General features: G+C 64.6%; 24 protein-coding genes. 14 read left to right on the top strand and 10 right to left on the bottom strand.

Annotation, left to right across the window (positions count from 1 at the left end):
* Positions 1–4 precede the first annotated feature (4 nt).
* Both ACODSR_RS11150 and ACODSR_RS11155 read right to left on the bottom strand, forming a co-directional pair.
* A complete protein-coding gene (locus tag ACODSR_RS11150) occupies positions 5–484 on the bottom strand; it encodes a DUF1465 family protein (RefSeq protein WP_006966534.1) in 480 nt (159 codons plus the stop codon).
* Between the two features lie 122 nt (positions 485–606).
* Positions 607–786, bottom strand: a complete 180-nt coding sequence (locus ACODSR_RS11155) for a YdcH family protein (protein WP_037492337.1) — start codon at positions 784–786, stop codon at positions 607–609.
* 188 nt (positions 787–974) lie between these two features.
* Between ACODSR_RS11155 and ACODSR_RS11160 the strand changes: the two genes are divergently transcribed.
* On the top strand, positions 975–1133 hold the full coding sequence (locus ACODSR_RS11160) for a YdcH family protein (protein WP_489076450.1): 159 nt from the start codon (positions 975–977) through the stop codon (positions 1131–1133).
* A gap of 164 nt (positions 1134–1297) precedes the next feature.
* Here the strand turns inward: ACODSR_RS11160 and ACODSR_RS11165 are convergent, their stop codons facing one another.
* From ACODSR_RS11165 to ACODSR_RS11180, 4 genes are all read right to left on the bottom strand, one after another.
* Complete coding sequence (locus ACODSR_RS11165) at positions 1298–1672, bottom strand: PilZ domain-containing protein (protein ID WP_489076452.1); 375 nt, start codon at positions 1670–1672, stop codon at positions 1298–1300.
* A 68-nt stretch (positions 1673–1740) separates the two neighbouring features.
* Positions 1741–2205, bottom strand: a complete 465-nt coding sequence (gene dksA, locus ACODSR_RS11170) for an RNA polymerase-binding protein DksA (RefSeq protein WP_006966545.1) — start codon at positions 2203–2205, stop codon at positions 1741–1743.
* 653 nt (positions 2206–2858) lie between these two features.
* On the bottom strand, positions 2859–3374 hold the full coding sequence (locus tag ACODSR_RS11175) for a hypothetical protein (protein WP_489076454.1): 516 nt from the start codon (positions 3372–3374) through the stop codon (positions 2859–2861).
* Positions 3375–3395: 21 nt separating this feature from the next.
* On the bottom strand, positions 3396–3689 hold the full coding sequence (locus ACODSR_RS11180) for a hypothetical protein (RefSeq protein ID WP_489076456.1): 294 nt from the start codon (positions 3687–3689) through the stop codon (positions 3396–3398).
* A gap of 4 nt (positions 3690–3693) precedes the next feature.
* On the opposite strand from ACODSR_RS11180, the gene ACODSR_RS11185 reads away from it, so the two are divergent.
* The 6 genes from ACODSR_RS11185 to rimO all read left to right on the top strand — a co-directional run bounded on the left by ACODSR_RS11185 (position 3694) and on the right by rimO (position 9826).
* On the top strand, positions 3694–3792 hold the full coding sequence (locus ACODSR_RS11185; RefSeq protein ID WP_489076458.1) for a PEP-CTERM sorting domain-containing protein: 99 nt from the start codon (positions 3694–3696) through the stop codon (positions 3790–3792).
* 304 nt (positions 3793–4096) lie between these two features.
* Positions 4097–5377 (top strand): serine--tRNA ligase, encoded by a 1281-nt coding sequence (serS, locus tag ACODSR_RS11190; RefSeq protein ID WP_489076460.1) that lies wholly within the window; start codon positions 4097–4099, stop codon positions 5375–5377.
* Between the two features lie 111 nt (positions 5378–5488).
* On the top strand, positions 5489–6253 hold the full coding sequence (surE, locus tag ACODSR_RS11195) for a 5'/3'-nucleotidase SurE (RefSeq protein ID WP_489076462.1): 765 nt from the start codon (positions 5489–5491) through the stop codon (positions 6251–6253).
* Positions 6254–6298: 45 nt separating this feature from the next.
* The gene (locus ACODSR_RS11200; protein ID WP_489076464.1) at positions 6299–7345 is read left to right on the top strand and encodes a peptidoglycan DD-metalloendopeptidase family protein; all 1047 of its coding nucleotides are present in this window, start codon (positions 6299–6301) and stop codon (positions 7343–7345) included.
* A 62-nt stretch (positions 7346–7407) separates the two neighbouring features.
* On the top strand, positions 7408–8397 hold the full coding sequence (locus ACODSR_RS11205; RefSeq protein ID WP_489076489.1) for a potassium channel family protein: 990 nt from the start codon (positions 7408–7410) through the stop codon (positions 8395–8397).
* A gap of 61 nt (positions 8398–8458) precedes the next feature.
* Positions 8459–9826: a 30S ribosomal protein S12 methylthiotransferase RimO gene (gene rimO / locus ACODSR_RS11210; RefSeq protein ID WP_489076466.1), complete on the top strand. Its 1368-nt coding sequence runs from the start codon at positions 8459–8461 to the stop codon at positions 9824–9826.
* 155 nt (positions 9827–9981) lie between these two features.
* Here rimO and ACODSR_RS11215 read toward each other — a convergent pair whose 3' ends face one another.
* Together ACODSR_RS11215 and ACODSR_RS11220 are read right to left on the bottom strand one after the other, a co-directional pair.
* Positions 9982–10821, bottom strand: a complete 840-nt coding sequence (locus ACODSR_RS11215) for a DUF4163 domain-containing protein (protein ID WP_489076468.1) — start codon at positions 10819–10821, stop codon at positions 9982–9984.
* Entirely contained in the window at positions 10821–11021 is a 201-nt protein-coding gene (locus tag ACODSR_RS11220; protein WP_489006135.1) for a hypothetical protein, read from the bottom strand. Before ACODSR_RS11220 ends, ACODSR_RS11215 begins: the two co-directional genes overlap by 1 nt.
* Before the next feature lie 144 nt (positions 11022–11165).
* Between ACODSR_RS11220 and ACODSR_RS11225 the strand changes: the two genes are divergently transcribed.
* The 4 genes from ACODSR_RS11225 (at position 11166) to argC (ending at position 14838) form a co-directional block, all read left to right on the top strand.
* On the top strand, positions 11166–12560 hold the full coding sequence (locus tag ACODSR_RS11225; RefSeq protein WP_489076491.1) for a leucyl aminopeptidase family protein: 1395 nt from the start codon (positions 11166–11168) through the stop codon (positions 12558–12560).
* A gap of 61 nt (positions 12561–12621) precedes the next feature.
* On the top strand, positions 12622–13029 hold the full coding sequence (locus ACODSR_RS11230; protein ID WP_217672033.1) for a MarR family transcriptional regulator: 408 nt from the start codon (positions 12622–12624) through the stop codon (positions 13027–13029).
* Positions 12989–13897 (top strand): C40 family peptidase, encoded by a 909-nt coding sequence (locus ACODSR_RS11235; protein ID WP_489076470.1) that lies wholly within the window; start codon positions 12989–12991, stop codon positions 13895–13897. The genes ACODSR_RS11230 and ACODSR_RS11235 overlap by 41 nt, the downstream gene beginning before the upstream one ends.
* On the top strand, positions 13894–14838 hold the full coding sequence (gene argC / locus ACODSR_RS11240; protein WP_489076472.1) for an N-acetyl-gamma-glutamyl-phosphate reductase: 945 nt from the start codon (positions 13894–13896) through the stop codon (positions 14836–14838). The genes ACODSR_RS11235 and argC overlap by 4 nt, the downstream gene beginning before the upstream one ends.
* A gap of 114 nt (positions 14839–14952) precedes the next feature.
* On the opposite strand, the gene ACODSR_RS11245 is transcribed toward argC, so the two are convergent.
* A complete protein-coding gene (locus tag ACODSR_RS11245; RefSeq protein WP_489076474.1) occupies positions 14953–15162 on the bottom strand; it encodes a hypothetical protein in 210 nt (69 codons plus the stop codon).
* A 223-nt stretch (positions 15163–15385) separates the two neighbouring features.
* On the opposite strand from ACODSR_RS11245, the gene ACODSR_RS11250 reads away from it, so the two are divergent.
* Positions 15386–15559: a hypothetical protein gene (locus ACODSR_RS11250; protein WP_182913842.1), complete on the top strand. Its 174-nt coding sequence runs from the start codon at positions 15386–15388 to the stop codon at positions 15557–15559.
* Positions 15560–15617: 58 nt separating this feature from the next.
* The gene (locus ACODSR_RS11255) at positions 15618–16943 is read left to right on the top strand and encodes a PQQ-dependent sugar dehydrogenase (RefSeq protein WP_489076476.1); all 1326 of its coding nucleotides are present in this window, start codon (positions 15618–15620) and stop codon (positions 16941–16943) included.
* Between the two features lie 38 nt (positions 16944–16981).
* Here ACODSR_RS11255 and ACODSR_RS11260 read toward each other — a convergent pair whose 3' ends face one another.
* Positions 16982–17797 carry an ATP-binding protein gene (locus tag ACODSR_RS11260; RefSeq protein ID WP_489076478.1) on the bottom strand — a complete coding sequence of 272 codons (816 nt, stop codon included), beginning with the start codon at positions 17795–17797 and terminating at the stop codon, positions 16982–16984.
* Positions 17798–17907: 110 nt separating this feature from the next.
* On the opposite strand from ACODSR_RS11260, the gene ACODSR_RS11265 reads away from it, so the two are divergent.
* Entirely contained in the window at positions 17908–18864 is a 957-nt protein-coding gene (locus ACODSR_RS11265) for an L-threonylcarbamoyladenylate synthase (RefSeq protein WP_489076480.1), read from the top strand.
* Positions 18865–18912: the final 48 nt, after the last annotated feature.

Genomic DNA, 18912 nt, shown 5'->3' on the forward strand with positions numbered 1-18912 from the left:
GCGATCAGAAGGCGCTGTGCAACCGGTCAATCAGCGCGCGGGCCGGGTTGGCATCCTTGACCGTGGCCGGACCCATCATCAGGTCCATCCGGTCCTGCAACCGGGCAACCCGGTCATACAATTCCTGGCTCGCATCAATCAAAGATCGGGCCATGAAAGGGAAACCGGCGGCGAGTTCAGGCGCCGTCTGGGTTGCGCGGCCCAGCCGATATTTCTCGTCCGACAGATCCGCGTCGCCAATCTCGCCCCGCTGCCACGCCCGCTGGCTGAGCAGCCAGGCGATGATGTGCATCAGGCGGGTGGTCACTTTGAGCGATTCGCAGGCGAAAGAAACGCGGCGCAGCGGATCGCTCATCCCCTCATCGGTGCTGGTGCTGCCGTCGAAATAGGATCGCGCCTCGTCAGCCATGACCATGGCTTCGAGATAAAGGCCATCGACCAGTCGGCGGTGAAGGCCACGATCCAGAAAGGCTGCGCGTTGCATGGAGGATGAGTGACATATTATCGCAACCTTGTCAGGCCCGCTGGTGCGCTTTTAGCGCGCGCTGTCCCATTCGGGGTCGGTCAGCCCGGCGTTAACCACAATATTCCGATATAGAAACGAATTTACGCAATGATGTCCGGCACCAATGCGTCCTCCAGCTGAGCGATTTCGTCGCGCAGGCGCAGCTTGCGCTTCTTGAACCGGGCGATCTGCATCTGGTCACCCGCCCCTGCCGCCATCAGCACGGCGATCGCGCTGTCGAGGTCGCGATGCTCCACCCGCAACAGCTCCAGTCGGCGCATAATATCTTCCCGGCTCACTGCGCCCCCGATCCGTCAACCATGCTCGTCATACGCCCTGATAACCCGCCGCCCGGATGCGGGCCATCGCAAAATTTTCTCATTCAGGCGCAGGGTGCGAATCAGGGCGAGACAAGCCGAATATTTCATGATCTACTTCGTCATCCATCACCCCTCATCTGGAGAATGTTATGGAAAACAGCCACTTTTCAGCTCTTTCTGCCAAGCACGCAGGTATCGACGCCCGAATCAAGGCGGAGACGAGTCGGCCCATGCCCGACGCTATTTTGGTCGCTTCGCTCAAGAAGCAGAAATTGCGGTTGAAGGAAGAACTGGAAGCGCAGCACTAAGCAGCGGTGCGCGATGCGGAAGGAGGTCGAGACGCGGCAGCAGCACACTGCCGGTCCGGCCCTTCCCGATCATTCCGGTCCCTATTGTTCAGACAGTAAAACGCCCCGCAACCAGTTGGTTAGCGGGGCTTTTTACTGCCTGGCCGGATGAATGCCCGGTCGGATCAGCGGCGCGGAATGCTGCGCTGGTGCAGCCGCAGATAATCGGGCACGGCCTGTGGCACGGCGCCGGTCGACACTGGCTTGCGCGCCAGTTGCGGGTCGATCGGTTCGTCAAAGGCGAGGCCAATCTTGTCCTCGCGCGCCCAGGCAACGATGCCGGTCATCTTGCCGATGCCCCGCAGTTCAAATTCCACCCTGGTCCCCGCAGGAACGCCGCGTTCGCAGTCGGCCATCAGGCCGGTGGCCGACAGGTTGCGGACGCGGGCCTTGCCCAGCGGCGCACCTTCGGGCGTCATGAAGCTGGTGAGCAGGAACAGGCTGTCACGCGGCGCAGCGCGTGCCGGTCCCCGATCGGAAGAATCCAGTTCGTCGTTCATGCCAAGACCCGCGAATAAAATGCCAGATAATAAGTGGGCATTATAGTCGCGGGGGAATGGAGAAAGGGTTAATCGTCGCGGGAGATCTTCTCTTGCCGCTCGTGCCGTTCCTGCGCTTCGACCGTCATCGTCGCGATCGGCCGGGCCTCCAGTCGGCCCAGCGAAATCGGTTCGCCGGTGACTTCGCAATAGCCATATTCGCCATCCTCGATCCGGCGGAGCGCCGCCTCGATCTTGGAGATCAGCTTGCGCTGGCGGTCGCGGGTGCGCAGTTCGATCGACCAGTCGGTCTCGCTCGACGCGCGATCGTTCAGGTCAGGTTCGCGCAGCGGCTCATTCTGGAGGACGGCCAGCGTCCCTTCCGCTTCGGCGTGGATCTGCTTCTTCCAGTCCCACAAGCGCTGCCGGAAATATTCCAGCTGGAGCGGATTCATGAATTCCTCATCGGCGGACGGCCGGTAGTCAGCAGGAAGTTCGACAGTCGATTTGGGCGGCTTGTCGCCGTCTTTATCGGAATTCAGGACCGATGCCATCTGGCTCTCCGACTCGGAGGACGCCGGCGCTTAACGTCCGGGCGCCCATGACTTTTCATTGAGGGCGCCTCATAGCGACGGGCGCAGGGCGACACAAGCGGGCAATCTTGCGCGTCCGCTTCATTCTGTCCGATTTCGCGGAAGGTCGCGGGCCTGCCCTGCCGAGTCCGGCCAGCCGGGCAAAGGGGCGAAACATGCCAAGCGATTTTTACCCCGCACGCGCCAGTCGTTCCATAGTGGGACGTTAACCATTTCCCTTGGGAAGAAGGCAGGATTTCCCTCGACTTGACTATCACATTCAGGGTTAACACCGTTGCAGTTAACGCTTTCTTTTGCGTTCTTGCGCATAGGAAGTTCCAAGCAGCCCTTCATTGGATAACGCCAATGCCGGGTTGCAGGACAACAAGATGAAGAGTGGACCCTATGTCGGTACGGATGGCTTTGGCTAAATTGTGCGCCTGCACTTGCGGCGGGGCGATCATCGGCGGTGGTGCCGTGCATGTCGCTGAAAATGCGCGGCCGGCAGTGGTCCACAGCAGCAAAAGCACCAAGGCGGCGGCGCCCCGGAAACGCTATGCCGTGCGGACAGTGAAGCGCAAGGTGGTGCGGACCGTCACCAAAACAGTGCCGCAGACCGTGACAGTCGTGACGCATCAGGCACCTGTCCCCCTGCCCATGCCGATGGCCGAAATGCCGATCATGTCGGGCGGCGGCGGCGCGGTGCCGATGGTGATGGGCGGTGGCGGCGGCTTTGGCGGCGGCGGCTTCATGGGCGGCTTTTTTGGCGGCGGTGGCGGCGGCAGCGGTGGCGGGTCCGTCGTGATCTCCTCGACCAGCAGCTCGACCGGCGGCATCAGCAGCTCGACCAGTTCGACCACGGGCGGCGTGTCCACGTCGACCGGCGGCGTTTCGACCTCCACTGGTGGCGTGTCCACATCGACCGGCGGCGTCTCGACCTCCACTGGTGGCGTCTCGACGTCCACGGGCGGCGTGTCTACGTCCAGCGGCAACGTGTCCACATCGAGCGGCGTTTCGACGTCGAGCGGCAATGTGTCGACATCCAGCGGCAATGTCAGCAGCAGCTCGTCCTCGTCCAGTTCCAGCTCTTCGTCCTCATCCTCCTCGTCCAGCTCTTCATCCAGCAGTTCGGGCGGATCGAGCGGCGGCAAGCCGGGCAAGCCTGGCCATGGTCATGGGTCGAGCGGCAGCTCCGGCTCCAGCGGCAGTTCGGGGTCGAGCGGCAGCAGCGGATCGTCGGGCAGCTCCGGGTCGAGCGGGAGCAGCTCCTCCTCATCCTCGTCGTCGGGCAGTTCCTCCTCTTCGGGCGGTTCGTCCAGCTTCGGCAGCACGGGTAGCAGCGGATCGAGCGGCAGCTCCGGCTCCAGCGGCAGTTCGGGGTCGAGCGGTTCGTCCTCCTCGTCGAGCAGCAGCTCTTCCTCCTCGTCCAGCAGTTCCAGCGGCGGATCGAGCAGCAGCGGCGGCACCGACGTGCCTGCCCCGCCTATGATCCTGCTGTTCGGCGCCGCCGCGGTCGCACTGGTCGCCCGCCGCCGCTTTGCCGAGCGCAAGGACAAGAACGCCGCCTGATCCGTCAGGCAGTGACACAAAAAGGGCGGCTCCCGATAGCGGGGGCCGCCCTTTTTGTTGGCGATTATATATTTTGTAAACCCGTCATCAAAATCCTCCCCTGCAAGGTTCAACAGAGGCACGTGACTCTGTTGAAGGGGACCGTTCGCGTAGCGAATGGTGGAGGGGTGTCGCCCTATCGAGAGGGTGACACCCCTCCGTCTGGCCTACGGCCATCCACCTCCCCTTGCAGGGGAGGATTTTGGTCCCGGATGACAGCGCGCAGGGTTGCGTGGCCCGTCGCACGGCGGCATAGGACTGGCCCATGCACGACATCCGTTTCATCCGCGAAAATCCCGCTGCTTTCGACGCTGGCCTGGCCCGGCGCGGGCTGGCGCCCCTGTCCGCCGAGATATTGGCGCTGGACGAGCAAAGCCGGGCGCTCAAGACGCAGTTGCAGGTGGGGCAAGCCCGTCGCAACGAGGCGAGCAAGCTGATCGGTCAGGCCATGGCGGCGAAGGACGTCGAGAAGGCCGAGGCGCTGAAGGCTGAAGTGGCTAAGCTCAAAGAAGATATGATGTGGCTTGAGGTAGATGAGCAAACTCACAGCGAAACATTGCAAGACAGACTAGCCGCCATTCCCAACCTGCCTGCCGACGATGTGCCGCAAGGCGACAGCGAAGCCGACAATGTGAAGGTGAGCGAGTGGGGCAAGTTGCCCACATTCGATTTCACGCCGCAGGACCACGCCGATTTCGGCCCGGCACTGGGGCTGGATTTTGAGGGCGGCGCAGCTTTGTCCGGCGCGCGCTTCACTGCGTTGCGCGGGCAGATGGCGCGCCTGCACCGGGCGCTGGCGCAGTTCATGCTGGATAGGCAGACGGCTGAGAATGGTTATGAGGAGGTCAATCCGCCGCTGCTGGTCCGCGACGAGGCGCTGTTCGGCACCGGCCAATTGCCCAAATTCGCCGAGGATCTGTTCAGGACGACCGATGGCCGCTGGCTGATCCCGACCGCCGAAGTCAGCCTCACCAACCTAGTCGCCAACCAGATCGTACCGCTGGCCGACCTGCCCGTCCGGCTGACCGCGCTGACCCCCTGTTTCCGCTCCGAAGCCGGGTCCGCCGGGCGCGATACGCGCGGGTTCATTCGCCAGCACCAGTTCGAGAAGGTCGAGCTGGTCGCGATCTGCGCGCCCGACGAGTCGGAGGCCGAGCATGAACGCATGTGCGCGGCGGCGGAGGGCATCCTCCAGGCGCTCGCCCTGCCCTATCGCAAGATGCTGCTCTGCACCGGCGACATGGGCTTTGGCGCGCGCAAGACCTGGGATCTGGAAGTATGGCTGCCCAGCCAGAACACCTATCGCGAGATCAGCTCCGTCTCCAACTGCGGCGATTTTCAGGCGCGGCGGATGAACGCCCGCTACAAGCCGGAGGGGGAGAAGCAGACGCGCTTCCTGCATACGCTGAACGGATCAGGGCTGGCCGTGGGGCGGACGCTGGTGGCGGTGCTGGAAAATTACCAGCAGGCCGATGGCAGCGTGATCGTGCCGGATGTGCTGGCGCCTTATATGGGTGGGGTTACGCGCCTGACGCCGAAAGCTTAGCCGTTCGCCCTGAGCGAAGTCGAAGGGCCATGCCGAGCGCTAGCGAGGCGGGCCTCGCTTCGCTCAGCGGAAGGCTTCGACAAGCTCAGCCCGAACGGAGTTGTTCATTCCATGCGTATCCTCCTCACCAACGACGATGGCGTTCATGCCCCCGGCCTCAAAGTGCTGGAAGAGATTGCGCGGCAGTTTTCCGACGACATATGGATCGTCGCGCCGAGCGAGGAGCAGTCGGGAGCTGGACATAGCCTGACGCTCACCCGCCCCTTGCGCATCCGCAAGCATGGCGCGCAGCATTATAGCGTCACCGGCACGCCGACCGATGCGGTGATGATGGCGGTCGGGCATTTGATGAAGGATGCGCGGCCCGACCTGATCCTGTCGGGCGTCAATCGGGGCGCGAATCTGGCGGAGGATGTCACCTATTCCGGCACCGTCGCAGCGGCGATGGAGGGCGCGATTTCGGGGATCAGGTCGATCGCGCTGAGCCAGGTCTATGCGCGCGAGGGGATGGGCGACGCGGTGCCGTTTGCCGCCGCGCAGGCGTGGGGGGCGAAGGCGATTGCGCCGCTGATCGCCATGCCGCCATCGCGCCGAATGCTGTTCAACGTCAATTTCCCGGCGATCGAGCCAGATGCGGTCAAGGGCATCCGCGTGGTGCGGCAGGGGTTTCATGATGTCGATCGCACGAAGATTGTCGAAGGCACCGACCCGCGCGGCTATCTTTATTACTGGTTCAGCCTGGGCAGCAGCGACGCGGTGCCGGAGGGAAGCGATCTGGCGGCGATTGCGCAGGACTATGTCACGGTCACACCGCTCCATTATGATCTGACGCAGGACAGCGCGATGGCGGCGACGGCGGCGGCGTTCGGGCAATAAAGGCAGGGGGTGGCAAGCGCGGCGCGATGCGATAGACAGGCGGCGATGCAACGATCGCTCCTTCATGCCGCCCTGCTCCTTGCCCCGATGCTACTGGCTGCCTGCATCCCCAATGAGGCAGCGCCCGCACGGGGCGAGACGCCCCCGCCCCGGCTGGATGCCGATGCGTCCGCCGTCGAACTGGTCGAGGCGGAACCGGTGTGGACCGCGCAGCAGGTCGTGGCCAATGCGCAGACGGTGGCGACATCCACCTATGTCGTCCAGCCCGGCGACACGTTGCGCGGGATCGGCAATCGCAGCGGCGCGGGATCCGAAGCGATTGCGCGCGCCAACGGGCTGATGCCGCCCTTTGCCATTCGCGTGGGTCAGAAACTGACAATACCCGGTGGCCGCTATCATCTGGTGGCGGAGGGGGAAACGGGGATTGCGATCGCGTCCGCCTATGGCGTCGCGTGGAGCCGGATCGTTACGGCCAACGGGTTGAGCGAACCCTTCATGCTGCGGCGGGGCCAGCGGCTGTTATTGCCGGGAGACGCGCCGGTGGCCGCGCCCTCGATCGAGCAGCGCGCCGCCGCCTTCCGCATCGACATTGACGATGTGCTGACGGGTGGCCAGCCAGCGGCTGCGGAAAATGCGCCGGTGGCAGTCGCTTCGTCCCAGCCGCGTCCCCTACCCTCCAATGTGCCGATCGCCCAGCCCGCCAGCTTTACCGGTCGGTTCGCCTGGCCGGTGAAGGGCACGCTATTGTCGCGCTTTGGCCCCGGCGAGAGTGGCGCGAAGAATAATGGCATCGACATTGCTGTCCCGGCCGGCACGCCGATCCGCGCGACGGCGGACGGCGTGGTCGCCTATGCCGGTGACCAGGTCGCGGTCTTTGGCGGACTTGTCCTCATCAACCATGGCAGCGGCTGGGTGAGCGCCTATGGCCATGCCAGCCGCGTGGACGTGGTGCGGGGCCAGAAAATCACGCGCGGGCAGATTGTCGGCCTGACCGGCGATAGCGGCTATGCCAGCCAGCCCAAGCTGCATTTCGAACTGCGCAAGGACCGGGTGCCAGTGAACCCGATAGCGCAATTGCCAACCGCGCCATGAGGGTGAAGCGGACGCCCCCCCGTTCGCCCGAAGGCTTTTTGCGGCGGCGATCGGCCATGCCGATGTGGGTGGATTTAAGCTGGCGCGTGGCGCTGGTGTTCGGGCTGATCGCGCTGGTGCTGCTGCTCCACTGGGTCGGGCGCGATGGCCTCAAGGACAATCTCGACAATCATATCAGCTTTGTCGATGTGCTGTATTTCACGACCGTCACGGTGACGACGGTGGGCTATGGCGACATTGTGCCGGTGACGCCCGAAGCGCGATTGTTCGAATCGCTGTTCGTCACGCCGATCCGGCTGTTCGTTTGGCTCATTTTCCTGGGCACAGCCTATTCGCTTTTCCTCCGCAACATCCTCTACAGGTGGCGCATGGCCCGCATACAAGCCGATCTGCACAATCACATCATCGTCACCGGGTTCGGCACCAGCGGGCAGGAAGCGGTGCATGAACTGCTGGCGCGTGGCACCGATGCGCGCGAGATCGTCGTGATCGACGGCAGCGAAGCCGCGCTGGAACTGGCAGAGGCGCAGGGGTGCAACATCTTGTGCGGCGATTCGACCCGCGACCGGACATTGAAGGACGTGGCGATCCACCGCGCGCGCAGCATGATCGTGTCGGCCGGGCGCGACGATACGTCGATCCTGATCACGTTGACCGCGCGCCATCTGGCCCCGCGCCTGCCGATCAGCATCGTCGTGCGGAACGAGGATAATGAACTGCCCGCGCGCCAGGCGGGCGCGACGACGGTGATCAACCCGGTCAGCTTTGCCGGGCTGCTGCTGGCGGGCAGCACCAGCGGCAAGCATATTGCCGATTATATGGCCGATCTGGCGGCGTCGGGCGGGCGGGTGAAGCTGAACGAGCGGTTCGTGCTGCCACAGGAGATTGGCGGGCCTTTGTCGGCCATCACCACCGGCCTTGGCGTGCGTATCTATCGTGAGGACCGGCCCATCGGCTTCTGGGAGGATGGCGCGCGACAGCTCCAGACCGGCGATCTGATCATCGAGATTGTCGCGGGCGATGGCATTCGGGAGAGCGGCGCACTCGACTGATTGACAGGGCGCGACGGCGCTGCGTGACATTCCGCGCAAAAATCCCTATGTGCGCGCCATCATGGCAACCAAATTTCCTGACGCGCCGAAGATCGGCATGGTTTCGCTCGGCTGTCCGAAAAATCTGGTGGACAGCGAACGCATCCTGACCAAGCTGCGCTCCGACGGCTATCAGATGTCGCCCGACTATGCCGGGGCGGACGTCGTGCTGGTCAACACCTGCGGCTTTCTCGATTCGGCCAAGGAAGAATCGCTGGAAGCCATTGGCGAGGCGATGGCCGAAAATGGCCGTGTCATCGTTACCGGCTGTATGGGCGACGAGGCGGACCTGATCCGCGCGAAATTCCCGCAAGTGCTGGCCGTCACCGGCGCGCATCAATATGAGCAGGTGGTCAACGCGGTGCATGACGCATCGCCGCCGGTGCCCAACGCCTTTGTCGATCTGGTGCCGGAAGGCGGGTTGAAACTGACGCCACGCCATTACAGCTATTTGAAGATTTCAGAAGGCTGTAACCATCGCTGTTCCTTCTGCATCATTCCCTCGATCCGGGGCGACCTGGTATCGCGGCGGATCGACGCGGTGCTGCGCGAGGCGGAAAAGCTTGTTCACGCCGGAACCAAGGAATTGCTGGTCATCAGCCAGGATACGTCCGCCTATGGCGTCGATACGCGGCATGAAAGCCGGTCGTGGAAGGGCCGCGACGTCCGTGCGCATATGACCGACATGGCGCGCGAACTGGGGCAGCTCCGCACCGCCGAGGGCCGTGCGCCCTGGGTACGGCTGCACTATGTCTATCCCTATCCCCATGTCGATCAGGTCATTCCGCTGATGGCGGACGGGCTGCTGACCCCCTATCTCGACATCCCGTTCCAGCACGCCGCGCCCAGCGTGCTAAAGGCGATGAAGCGCCCGGCCAACGAAGCCAAGGTGCTGGATCGCATCCATAAATGGCGCAGCATCTGCCCCGACATCACGATCCGATCGACCTTCGTTGTCGGCTTCCCCGGCGAGACGGAGGCGGATTTCCAATATCTGCTCGACTGGCTGGACGAGGCGCAACTGGACCGCGTCGGCGCGTTCCGCTTCGAGCCGGTCGAGGGCGCTGCGGCCAACGCCCTGCCCGGCGCGCTGCCCGAAGAGGTCAAGGAAGAACGTTACCAGCGGATCATGGAAAAGACCGCCGCGATCAGCGCCGCCAAGCTGGCGGCTAAGGTCGGGCGCGTGCTGCCGGTGATCGTCGATGAAGTGGGCGAGCCGGACGAGGAAGATGGCTCGATCGGCGCGACCGCCCGGTCACAGGCCGATGCGCCGGAAATCGACGGCAATGTATTCCTGCGCGATGTCGGTGAAGGCCGGAAGGCCGGCGACATATTCGACGTTAGAATCGAGGATGCCGACGAGCATGATCTATATGGGGTGCCGGTTTAGGGTTTATGGCAAACCATTGATCCTCCCCTTTAAGGGGAGGTGGGTGGCCGCAGGCCAGCCGGAGGGGTGTCACCCTCACGATAGGGCAACACCCCTCCGTCAGCACTTCGTGCTGCCACCTCCCCTTACAGGGGAGGATTGGGGACGACGCTCCTCTATTTTACCGCCACAAACCCGTCCTGATACTCGGTCTTGATCGCCTTGCGCATCGCCGCATCGACCGGCAGCGCGACTTCGTAGGTCCCCTCCGCATAAGGCCCGGCGCTGTAGGGGCCGACCACCACGGTCACGCCGTCGATCAGCTTCCCGTCCTTCGATGTCAGCACCAGGACCTGCTCCATCGGGTCGATGCACTGGGTAAATTCATCGTCACCCCGCACCACCGGCGCACCGCGTTTTTGCGCGCGCTGCTTGTCCAGTTCGGTGCAGAAACGGTCGCGGATGGCGGCGGCGAAGGCGGCGGGGCTGGTCATCACCGCCTTGACGCTGGTTTCGCGACTGCGCGCCTTGTCCCATAGCAAGCTGTCATATCCGGTCATGCCATGCGCGCCGCCGGTATAGACATAGGTTTGCGACTGGAGCGCCAGGAAGCGCGGCGTATCGGCAGACACGCTCCATGTCGTTTCCAGACTGTGGGCGTGGAAGGGAAAGCCGGATTGCTTCGCCGCCGCGCTGTCGTCCTTTGCCATTTTGAGCGCATCGGCCCTGGACGTCGCCAATTGCTTGCCGAACTTTTCCACCAGCGCGGGGATGGCGGCTGCCTGCGCCGGATAGGCATAGGCGAACTCCAGCAGGGCGCTCTTGTCCGTCTGCGCGAAGGGTTTGGCGGGGGGAGCCGGTGGCGGTGTGCCCGCCATCTTGTCGGCAAAGCGGGACGCCGCGACATTGGCCGCCGCGTTGCCGCTCACCTCCTCCTGCGAGGGGGAGCAGGCGACCAAGAGCATCGCGGCGATACCCAACAGCCCCGCCGACCGGGCCAGCTCCCCGTGCCGCATCAGTGCGCCCGTGCAGCGCGGCAGCGTTCGCCGATTGCCTTGCGCGCATAGTCGCTTTGCAGCGCCTGCCCGGCATTGGGCCAGCCTTCGGCGATCAGCGCCTGTTCGACGGCATGGCCATTGTCGAAATGGCCGCTCTCCGCCAGCGTGTAGGCGCGGGCGCGGGCGGCCTGGAGGCCGCGGTCATCGGAATGAATCATCGTCTCTCTCCTTTGCATTTCGTGATGCGCATGAAGCTAGGCCTCACCGGCGCAGGACGCAAATGGGGAAAGGGCGACTTGTGCGATGCGGGCGATGAAATTTCGCACTTTCCATCGGTTGCGCCTTTCTCCTACACCCACGCCATGACCGATTATTCAGCCTTGCTCAAAGCCGACAACAACCAGCCTGCCCGTTCGATCCATCTGGTCGAGGCCAAGGGATATGACGATTGGCTGGCAAGCCAGCCGGAGCGGGTCCGCACGATCGTGGCGGCGCAGAAATTTCAGGGGAAGCCCGGCGAACAGGCGATCGTGCCGGGCGAGGCAGCGGGCGACTGGTGGGTGGTCGCTGGTATCGCCAGCAGGGCCACGCCCGGTCCCTGGTGCCTGGCAAAACTCGCCGAGACGCTACCCGAAGGGGCCTACCGACTGGCGGAAGGATCACCCGATGCGGCGGCCCTGGGCTGGCTGACGGCGCATTACCGGTTCGACCGGTATCGCAAGGAGGATGGCACCGTCGGGCCGCGCGTGCTGCTGACCAGCGACGTCGCAAGGATAGAGGCGACGGTGCAATTGGCGCAGGCGATCGCGCTGGTGCGCGATCTGGTCAATACGCCCGCCGCCGACATGGGGCCGGCCGATCTGGAAACGGCAGTGGCGCAAGTCGGCAAAGCGTTCGGGGCCAGCGTCAGCACGACGCGCGGCGACGCGCTGGAACAGGGCTATCCGATGATCCATGCCGTAGGCAAGGCGGCGGACAAGAGCTTCGCCCCGCGCCTGATCGAGTTGACATGGGGCGAACCCACAGCGCCGCGCATCGCAATCGTGGGCAAGGGTATCTGCTTCGATAGCGGTGGCCTCGACATCAAGCCGTCATCGGGGATGCGGCTGATGAAAAAGGATATGGGCGGCGCGGCCCATGCACTGGCGCTGGCGCAGCTGATCATGGGCGCGCGGCTGCCCGTGCGGCTGCACCTGCTGATCCCGGCGGCGGAAAATGCGATCAGCGGCAATGCCTTCCGCCCCGGCGACATATTGCGCACGCGCAAGGGGCTGAGCGTGGAGATCGGCAATACCGATGCCGAAGGACGGCTGGTGCTGGGCGATGCGCTGACCCGTGCGGGCGAGGAGAAACCGGAGCTGATCATCGACTATGCCACGCTGACCGGGGCGGCGCGGGTCGCAGTGGGACCGGACCTGCCTGCTTTGTTTGCCAATGACGACGCGCTGGCGGCGGAGATGGCGGCGGCAGGCACCCAGGTGGACGATCCGACCTGGCGGCTGCCACTCTGGGATGGCTATGCCGACATGCTCAAATCCGACATTGCCGACATCAACAATGCGGGCGAAGGCGGGTTTGCAGGGGCAATCACCGCCGCCCTGTTCCTCAAGCGCTTCGTGCCGGACGATGTGGCCTGGCTGCATCTGGACACCTTTGCCTGGCGCCCTGCGGCGAAACCGGGGCGGGCGAAGGGTGGCGAAGCATTGGGTCTACGCGCTGTTTTCCGCCTGTTGCAGGAGCGTTACGGGCGCGATTGAGCATGTGACGATTGTGCGCGTCCGTTACGCAACCGGATTGTGCATCATGCGTTAAGCCCACATGAACGCTCATCCCGCCACCGATCTTTCGCCCGCAATCGACCGGCCCGGCATATTGCCGCTGACCCACTGGATGCGCACCCTGGTCGATTATGTCCGGTCTGGCAAACCTGACCTCACCAACCGCCAGATGGCATTGATGATGACCGTCTATATAGGCGACGGGCCGCATACGGTGCGCGGCCTGGCCGAAGCGCTGCATGTGTCCAAGCCCGTCATCACCCGCGCCCTGAACAAATTATCCGCACTCGGCTACCTCCGCCGTGAGCGCGATGTGAGCGACCGGCGCAATATTTTCATCACCCGGACCCCCAAAGGGGCGGAATTTCTTGACGCCTTTCACCTTTTCATCGCAGGAACCGCGCGCGATGACAGGTATGAACAACCCCGCGCGGAACGGACCGCCTGAAAGAACCCGCTTCAAGCTGGACGGGCGCTCCGTCGCGCTCGATCGCCGTATCCATGCAGCGCGCGGCGACCTGGCCGACCTGGCATTGGCCGGCACTTTGTTTTCCGCCCATTATGCCCGCGCCGTCGCCCTCACCTGCGTTGCGCCCGGCACGCCGATCCTGACCGCACCATCGGCGAGCGGCGAAGCCGTCAGCGAATTGCTGCGCGGCGAGACATTCCATGCGCTCGACGTCATGACCGACTGGGCCTGGGGCTTTTGCGGCCATGACGGCTATGTCGGCTATATCCGGCGTGAAGCGCTGGACGTGCTGGAAACTGTCAATCACCGGATCATTGCCGAGACCGCGCCTTTGTTCCGCGCGCCCGACATCAAGGCACCGATCGCCGATTATTGGCCGGGCGGCGCACTGTTTTCGGGCGAAGCAGAGGACGGCTTCATCGCCTGCGCCGAAGGCTTCATCCATGCGCGCCACGCCGCCCCGCTCGACGCCCCTGCCGCTGACTGGGTCGCGGTGGCGGAGCGGTATCTGGGTCAGCCCTATGTCTGGGGCGGGCGCGGGCATCGGGGCATCGACTGTTCGGGGCTGGTGCAGGTCGCGCTGGGTCAATGCGGCCTGTCCGTGCCGCGCGACACCGACCTGCAATGCGAGGGGATCGGCAATCCGATCGACAGCGACGCCATCTTGCAGCGCGGCGATATTCTCTTCTTCCCCCGCCATGTCGGCATCATGATCGACGGCAAGACGCTGCTCCACGCCAATGCGCACTGGATGGCGGTGGTCGCTGAACCGCTGGCCGACGTGGTCGCGCGGCTGGCAGGCGACCATGCCCAACCCATCATCGCGCGGCGGAGGATCGGCGCATGACCACACAGGTTTTCATCGACGGCGGCCATGGCACCACCGGCATCGAGATTGCCGACCGGCTGGCCGGACGGCCCGAACTCTCGCTGATCCGGCTGGACGAGAAGGATCGCAAGGACGCCGGCGCGCGCCGCGATGCGCTGAACGCTGCGGACGTCGTGATCCTGTGCCTGCCCGACGATGCGGCGCGTGAAGCCGTCGCGCTGATCGACAATGACCGCACCTGCGTGATCGACGCATCGACCGCACACCGGGTGGCGGATGGCTGGACCTATGGCTTTCCCGAACTGGAACCGGGGCATCGCGAGACGCTGGCGGCGAGCCGCTTCGTCGCCAATCCGGGCTGCTGGCCCACCGGCTTTCTGGCGCTGGTGCGGCCGCTGACGCTCGCGGGACTTGTTCCTGCCGACTGGCCGGTCACCGTGTCGGGCGCGTCGGGCTATTCGGGCGGCGGCAAGGCGATGATCGCGGAATATGAAGGGCCAGACGGCGCGCTGACCGCCTTCCGCGCCTATGGCCTTGGTCTGGCGCACAAGCATGTGCCGGAAATGACCCGCTATTCCGGCCTGACTCACGCGCCGCTCTTCGCGCCTGCCGTCGCCAATGCCTATCGCGGGATGCTGGTGGAAGTGCCGTTGCAGCTGCACGCCATGCCTGGCGCGCCTGAACTGGCCGATGTTCATGCTGCGCTGGCCTCGGCCTATGCCGGATCGCCGATCGTCAGCGTTGCGCCGTTGGCCGACAGCGACGCCATGGGCAAAATCGAACTGGAGCAGGTCGGCGCGACCGACCGGTTGCAATTGTTCGTGTTCGGCAATGCGGCCAGTGGCCAGGTGCGGCTCGTTGCGGCACTCGACAATCTGGGCAAGGGCGCAGCGGGCGCGGCGGTCCAGAATCTCAATATCCTAGCCGGGTTGCCTGAGACGGCGGGTCTACGGCTTTAGGACCCAAAACCCGTTCGGCCCCGGACTTGATCCGGGGTTGTCGAAGCCTTGTCCTTCTTCGTGCAAGAAATGACAGCCCTTCGACAGGCTCAGGGCGAACGGGGATTATTTATCTCAGTGAATCGTCCCCAGCGGCTGATCATAGGTCAGCAGCACGATGAGCCGCTCAATCTGCCGCCAGTGGCAGAAGTGGATATGATTGCCCACATCCAGGCTGCGATCCGCGCGGGCGGCGGCTTCATAGCCTGCATTGTCGCCGAACAGCGCCATCAACTCGGCGGCATCCTCATAGCTCTTTCGATCCGAAAGATATGGCAACTGCATTGCGACCCCCGTTATTTTCTTGGCGACACCTGTTAGTCCGCTCCAACCTTCAATCCCCGTGCCATTTCAGCGCCTTGGCGCGGCAGGCGGGATGCGAGGGTGAACGGAGCGTTAGCCAAGTCCCATCGCGGGACGACCATCCCGTAACGGCACGGCCAGTCCTGAAACGGCGCAGCATCAAAGCCACTGGCCTTGCCATCCGGTCCATGGCAAAGCGCTGGCCATGAGCAACGACAGGAAAGACCCGACCGGCGCGGGCGCGATCATCGCCTTCCTCATCCTGGGGGGTGCGATTACCGGCGGGCTGATGGGCCAACCCAGCATCGGCCTGCTGGCGGGCGTGGGCGCGGGCATCGTGATCGCGCTGCTGCTGTGGCTGCGCGACCGGCGCAAATAAGCGACGCGGCCCCCCCATCCGCCTTGCCCCATGCGGCATCGCGACATAGATGAGGGGAATGAACAAGCATCTGATCGCCCTTCCGCTCGTCGTCCTCACCCTGGCCGGCGGCGCATTCCTTTATTTTGCGCAAGGGGACACGGCGCAGTTGCCGCCCGGCGCGGATATGGGACGCGAACCGGTGTTCACCAGCCCCCGCAGCGAGATGATCCCCACGGTCAATATCGCCGAAGTGACGCCATGGGCCGCTGGCGAAAAGCCGGTGCCGGCCACGGGGCTGGCCGTCGCGCGCTTTGCCGAGGGGCTGTCCCATCCGCGCTCGCTGCTGCTGCTGCCCAATGGCGATGTGCTGGTGGCCGAAACCAACAGCCCCCCTCGCCCCACCGGCGGCATCGTCAACCGGGTGATGAATTATCTGATGAACAAGGCGGGCGCGGGCGATCCGTCGCCCAATCGCATTTCGCTGCTGCGTGACGCCGATGGCGACGGGCGGGCGGAAACGAAAACCGCTTTCCTGACCGGGCTGAATTCGCCCTATGGCATGGCGCTGCTGGGCAACACATTGTTCGTCGCCAACACCGATGCGCTGATGGCCTATCCCTATAAGCCGGGCGACACGAAGATCAGCGCACCGGGCCGTAAACTGCTGAACCTGCCCGCGCAGGCGCCCAACATGCACTGGACCCGCAGCCTGACCGTCAGCCCCGAAGGGATGCTCTATGTCGGCGTCGGGTCCAACAGCAATATCGGCGAAAACGGGCTGGAAAGCGAAGCCAACCGCGCGTCGGTGCTGGAAGTGAACCCCCGGACCGGCGATTATCGCATCTGGGCGTCGGGGCTGCGCAATCCGGTGGGCCTCGCCTTTGAACCCAAGAGCGGCGCGCTGTGGGGCGTCGTCAATGAACGCGACATGCTGGGCAGCGATCTGGTGCCCGATTATCTGGCACGGGTCGAATTTGGCGGCTTTTATGGCTGGCCGTGGAATTATTGGGGCGGCTATGAGGACCGCCGGGTCCAGCCGCAACGCCCGGAAATCCGCGAATATACCAAGCGGCCCGACTATGCGCTGGGCAATCATGTCGCGCCGCTGGGGCTGACCTTCGCCGACAAGGTGACGCTGGGTGCGCCCTATACCGATGGCGCCTTCGTCGGCCTGCACGGCAGTTGGAACCGCAAGCCAGCGGCAGGGTACAAGGTCGTGTTCGTCGGCTTTGCCGATGGCGAGGCGGACAAGGCGAAGCCGGTCGATGTGCTGAGCGGATTCCTCGACAAGGATGGCAATGCCCGCGGTCGCCCGGTCGATGTGACCGCAGACGCCAAGGGCGCGCTGCTGGTCAGCGACGATGTCGGCGGCGTTGTGTGGCGGGTAACGAAGGGGAAGTGATCACTGACTTCCGTTCGCTTCGAGCGGATCTAAGCCTGTTACACGCGCAACCCGTTGCGCCCCGCCAGTTCCACCACATATTGCCACGCGACCCGGCCGGATCGGCTGCCGCGCTGGGTTGCCCATTGGATCGCTTCTTGTCGGTCGAAGCTGATGCCGAGTTTCGCCGCATAGCCGCCGACGATCGCGACATAGGCGTCCTGATCGAGCGCGTGGAAGCCCAGGCTCAGCCCAAAGCGGTCGGACAGCGCCATCCGGTCATCCACCACGTCGCGCGGATTGATCGGGTCATCCTGTTCCGACAGGTGACGCGGCACGATATGGCGGCGGTTGGACGTCACATAAAGCCGCACATTGGCCGGGCGCGCAGCCGTGCCGCCCTGCAACAGCGACCGCAGCGACCGGGCATCGCCCACCCCCTCATCAAAGCCCAGATCATCGAGAAACAGGATGAAGGGCCGGCTTGTGCCGCGCAGCAGCGAGAAGAGCGTGGGCAGGCTCGCCAGTTCATCGATCGCGCATTGCAGCAGGGCAATATCCTGCCCCTCCCCCTGCAACTGGCCGACGACCGATGCCACCACCGCCGACTTGCCCGTCCCGCGCGCACCCCAGAGCAGCACGTCATGCGCGGCGTGGCCCGCCGCGTGACGGCGGCTGTTATCGAGCAGCGCGCCCTTCTGCGCGTCAATCCCGGTCAGCAGGTCATAATCCACCGGCGCGAACGCCTCGACCGCGCGGATCGCGCGGCCATCCCAGACATAGGCAGGCGACGCGGCAAGATCGGCGGACAGCGCGGGCGGCGGCGCGAGCCGTTCGAGCGCCTGCGCAATGCGGTTGAGGAGTTCGTCGGTCATGGCGCGGGCTTACCGGGCGACAGGCTTTGCGGCAAGCCACGGCGCAGATGTCATGCGACTGACGCAATGGCCTTTTACTGGGGCGGTGCGCCGTCTATATCGCGGGGGCCGTGACCATCGCCAATCCAGCCTATTCCACCCGATCCTGCCGTTATGGCGCGGAATCCCTGCGCGAGGCGGCTTTGCTGATCCGCGCGGGCGAACCCGTCGCGGTGCCAACCGAAACCGTTTATGGCCTGGCCGCCGATGCGACCGACAGCCACGCCGTCGCCGCCATCTACAGCGCCAAGGGGCGACCCAGTTTCAATCCGCTGATCGTCCATGTCGCCGACCGGAATATGGCAGCGCGACTGGCGGACTTCTCGCCCGTCGCCGACATATTGGCCGACCGTTTCTGGCCGGGACCATTGACTTTGGTGCTGCCGGTGCGGGCCGATAGCGGCCTGTCCCCGCTGGTGATGGCGGGCTTGCCGACCGTAGCGCTGCGCCTGCCCGCCCACCCGGCGATGCGCGCGCTGATCCGGGAAAGCGGGCGGCCGCTCGCCGCGCCATCGGCCAATCGCAGCGGATCGATCAGCCCGACACGGGCCGAGCATGTGCTGGCCAGCCTGAATGGCCGGGTGCGGATGATATTGGATGAAGGGCCGACCAGTGAAGGCGTGGAATCGACCATCGCCGCGCCGGAGCATGACCACGTCCGCCTGCTCCGCCCCGGCCCGGTGACCGCAGCGATGCTGGAGGAAGCGACCGGCCTGCCGGTTGTGATCGGCAAGGACGGAAGCAAGATCGAGGCACCGGGCCAGCTCGAAAGCCATTATGCGCCGTCCAAGCCGGTGCGGCTTGATGCGATGCGCGCGGAGCGGGACGAATATCTGATCGGCTTCGGCCTGATGCCCTGCCACATCAATCTCAGCCCGGAAGCCGACATACGGGAGGCTGCGGCCAATCTGTTCGCGGCGCTCCACATTGCCGATGCCAGCGCACAGCAGCGCATCGCCGTCGCTCCCATCCCCGAAGAGGGAATCGGCGCTGCGATCAACGACCGGCTAAAACGCGCCGCGGCGTAGAGCGGTGCAATTTCACCTTGACCCGTTCGTTTCGAGCGAAGTCGAGAA

The sequence above is a fragment of the Sphingobium sp. FG125 genome (genome assembly GCF_057809795.1).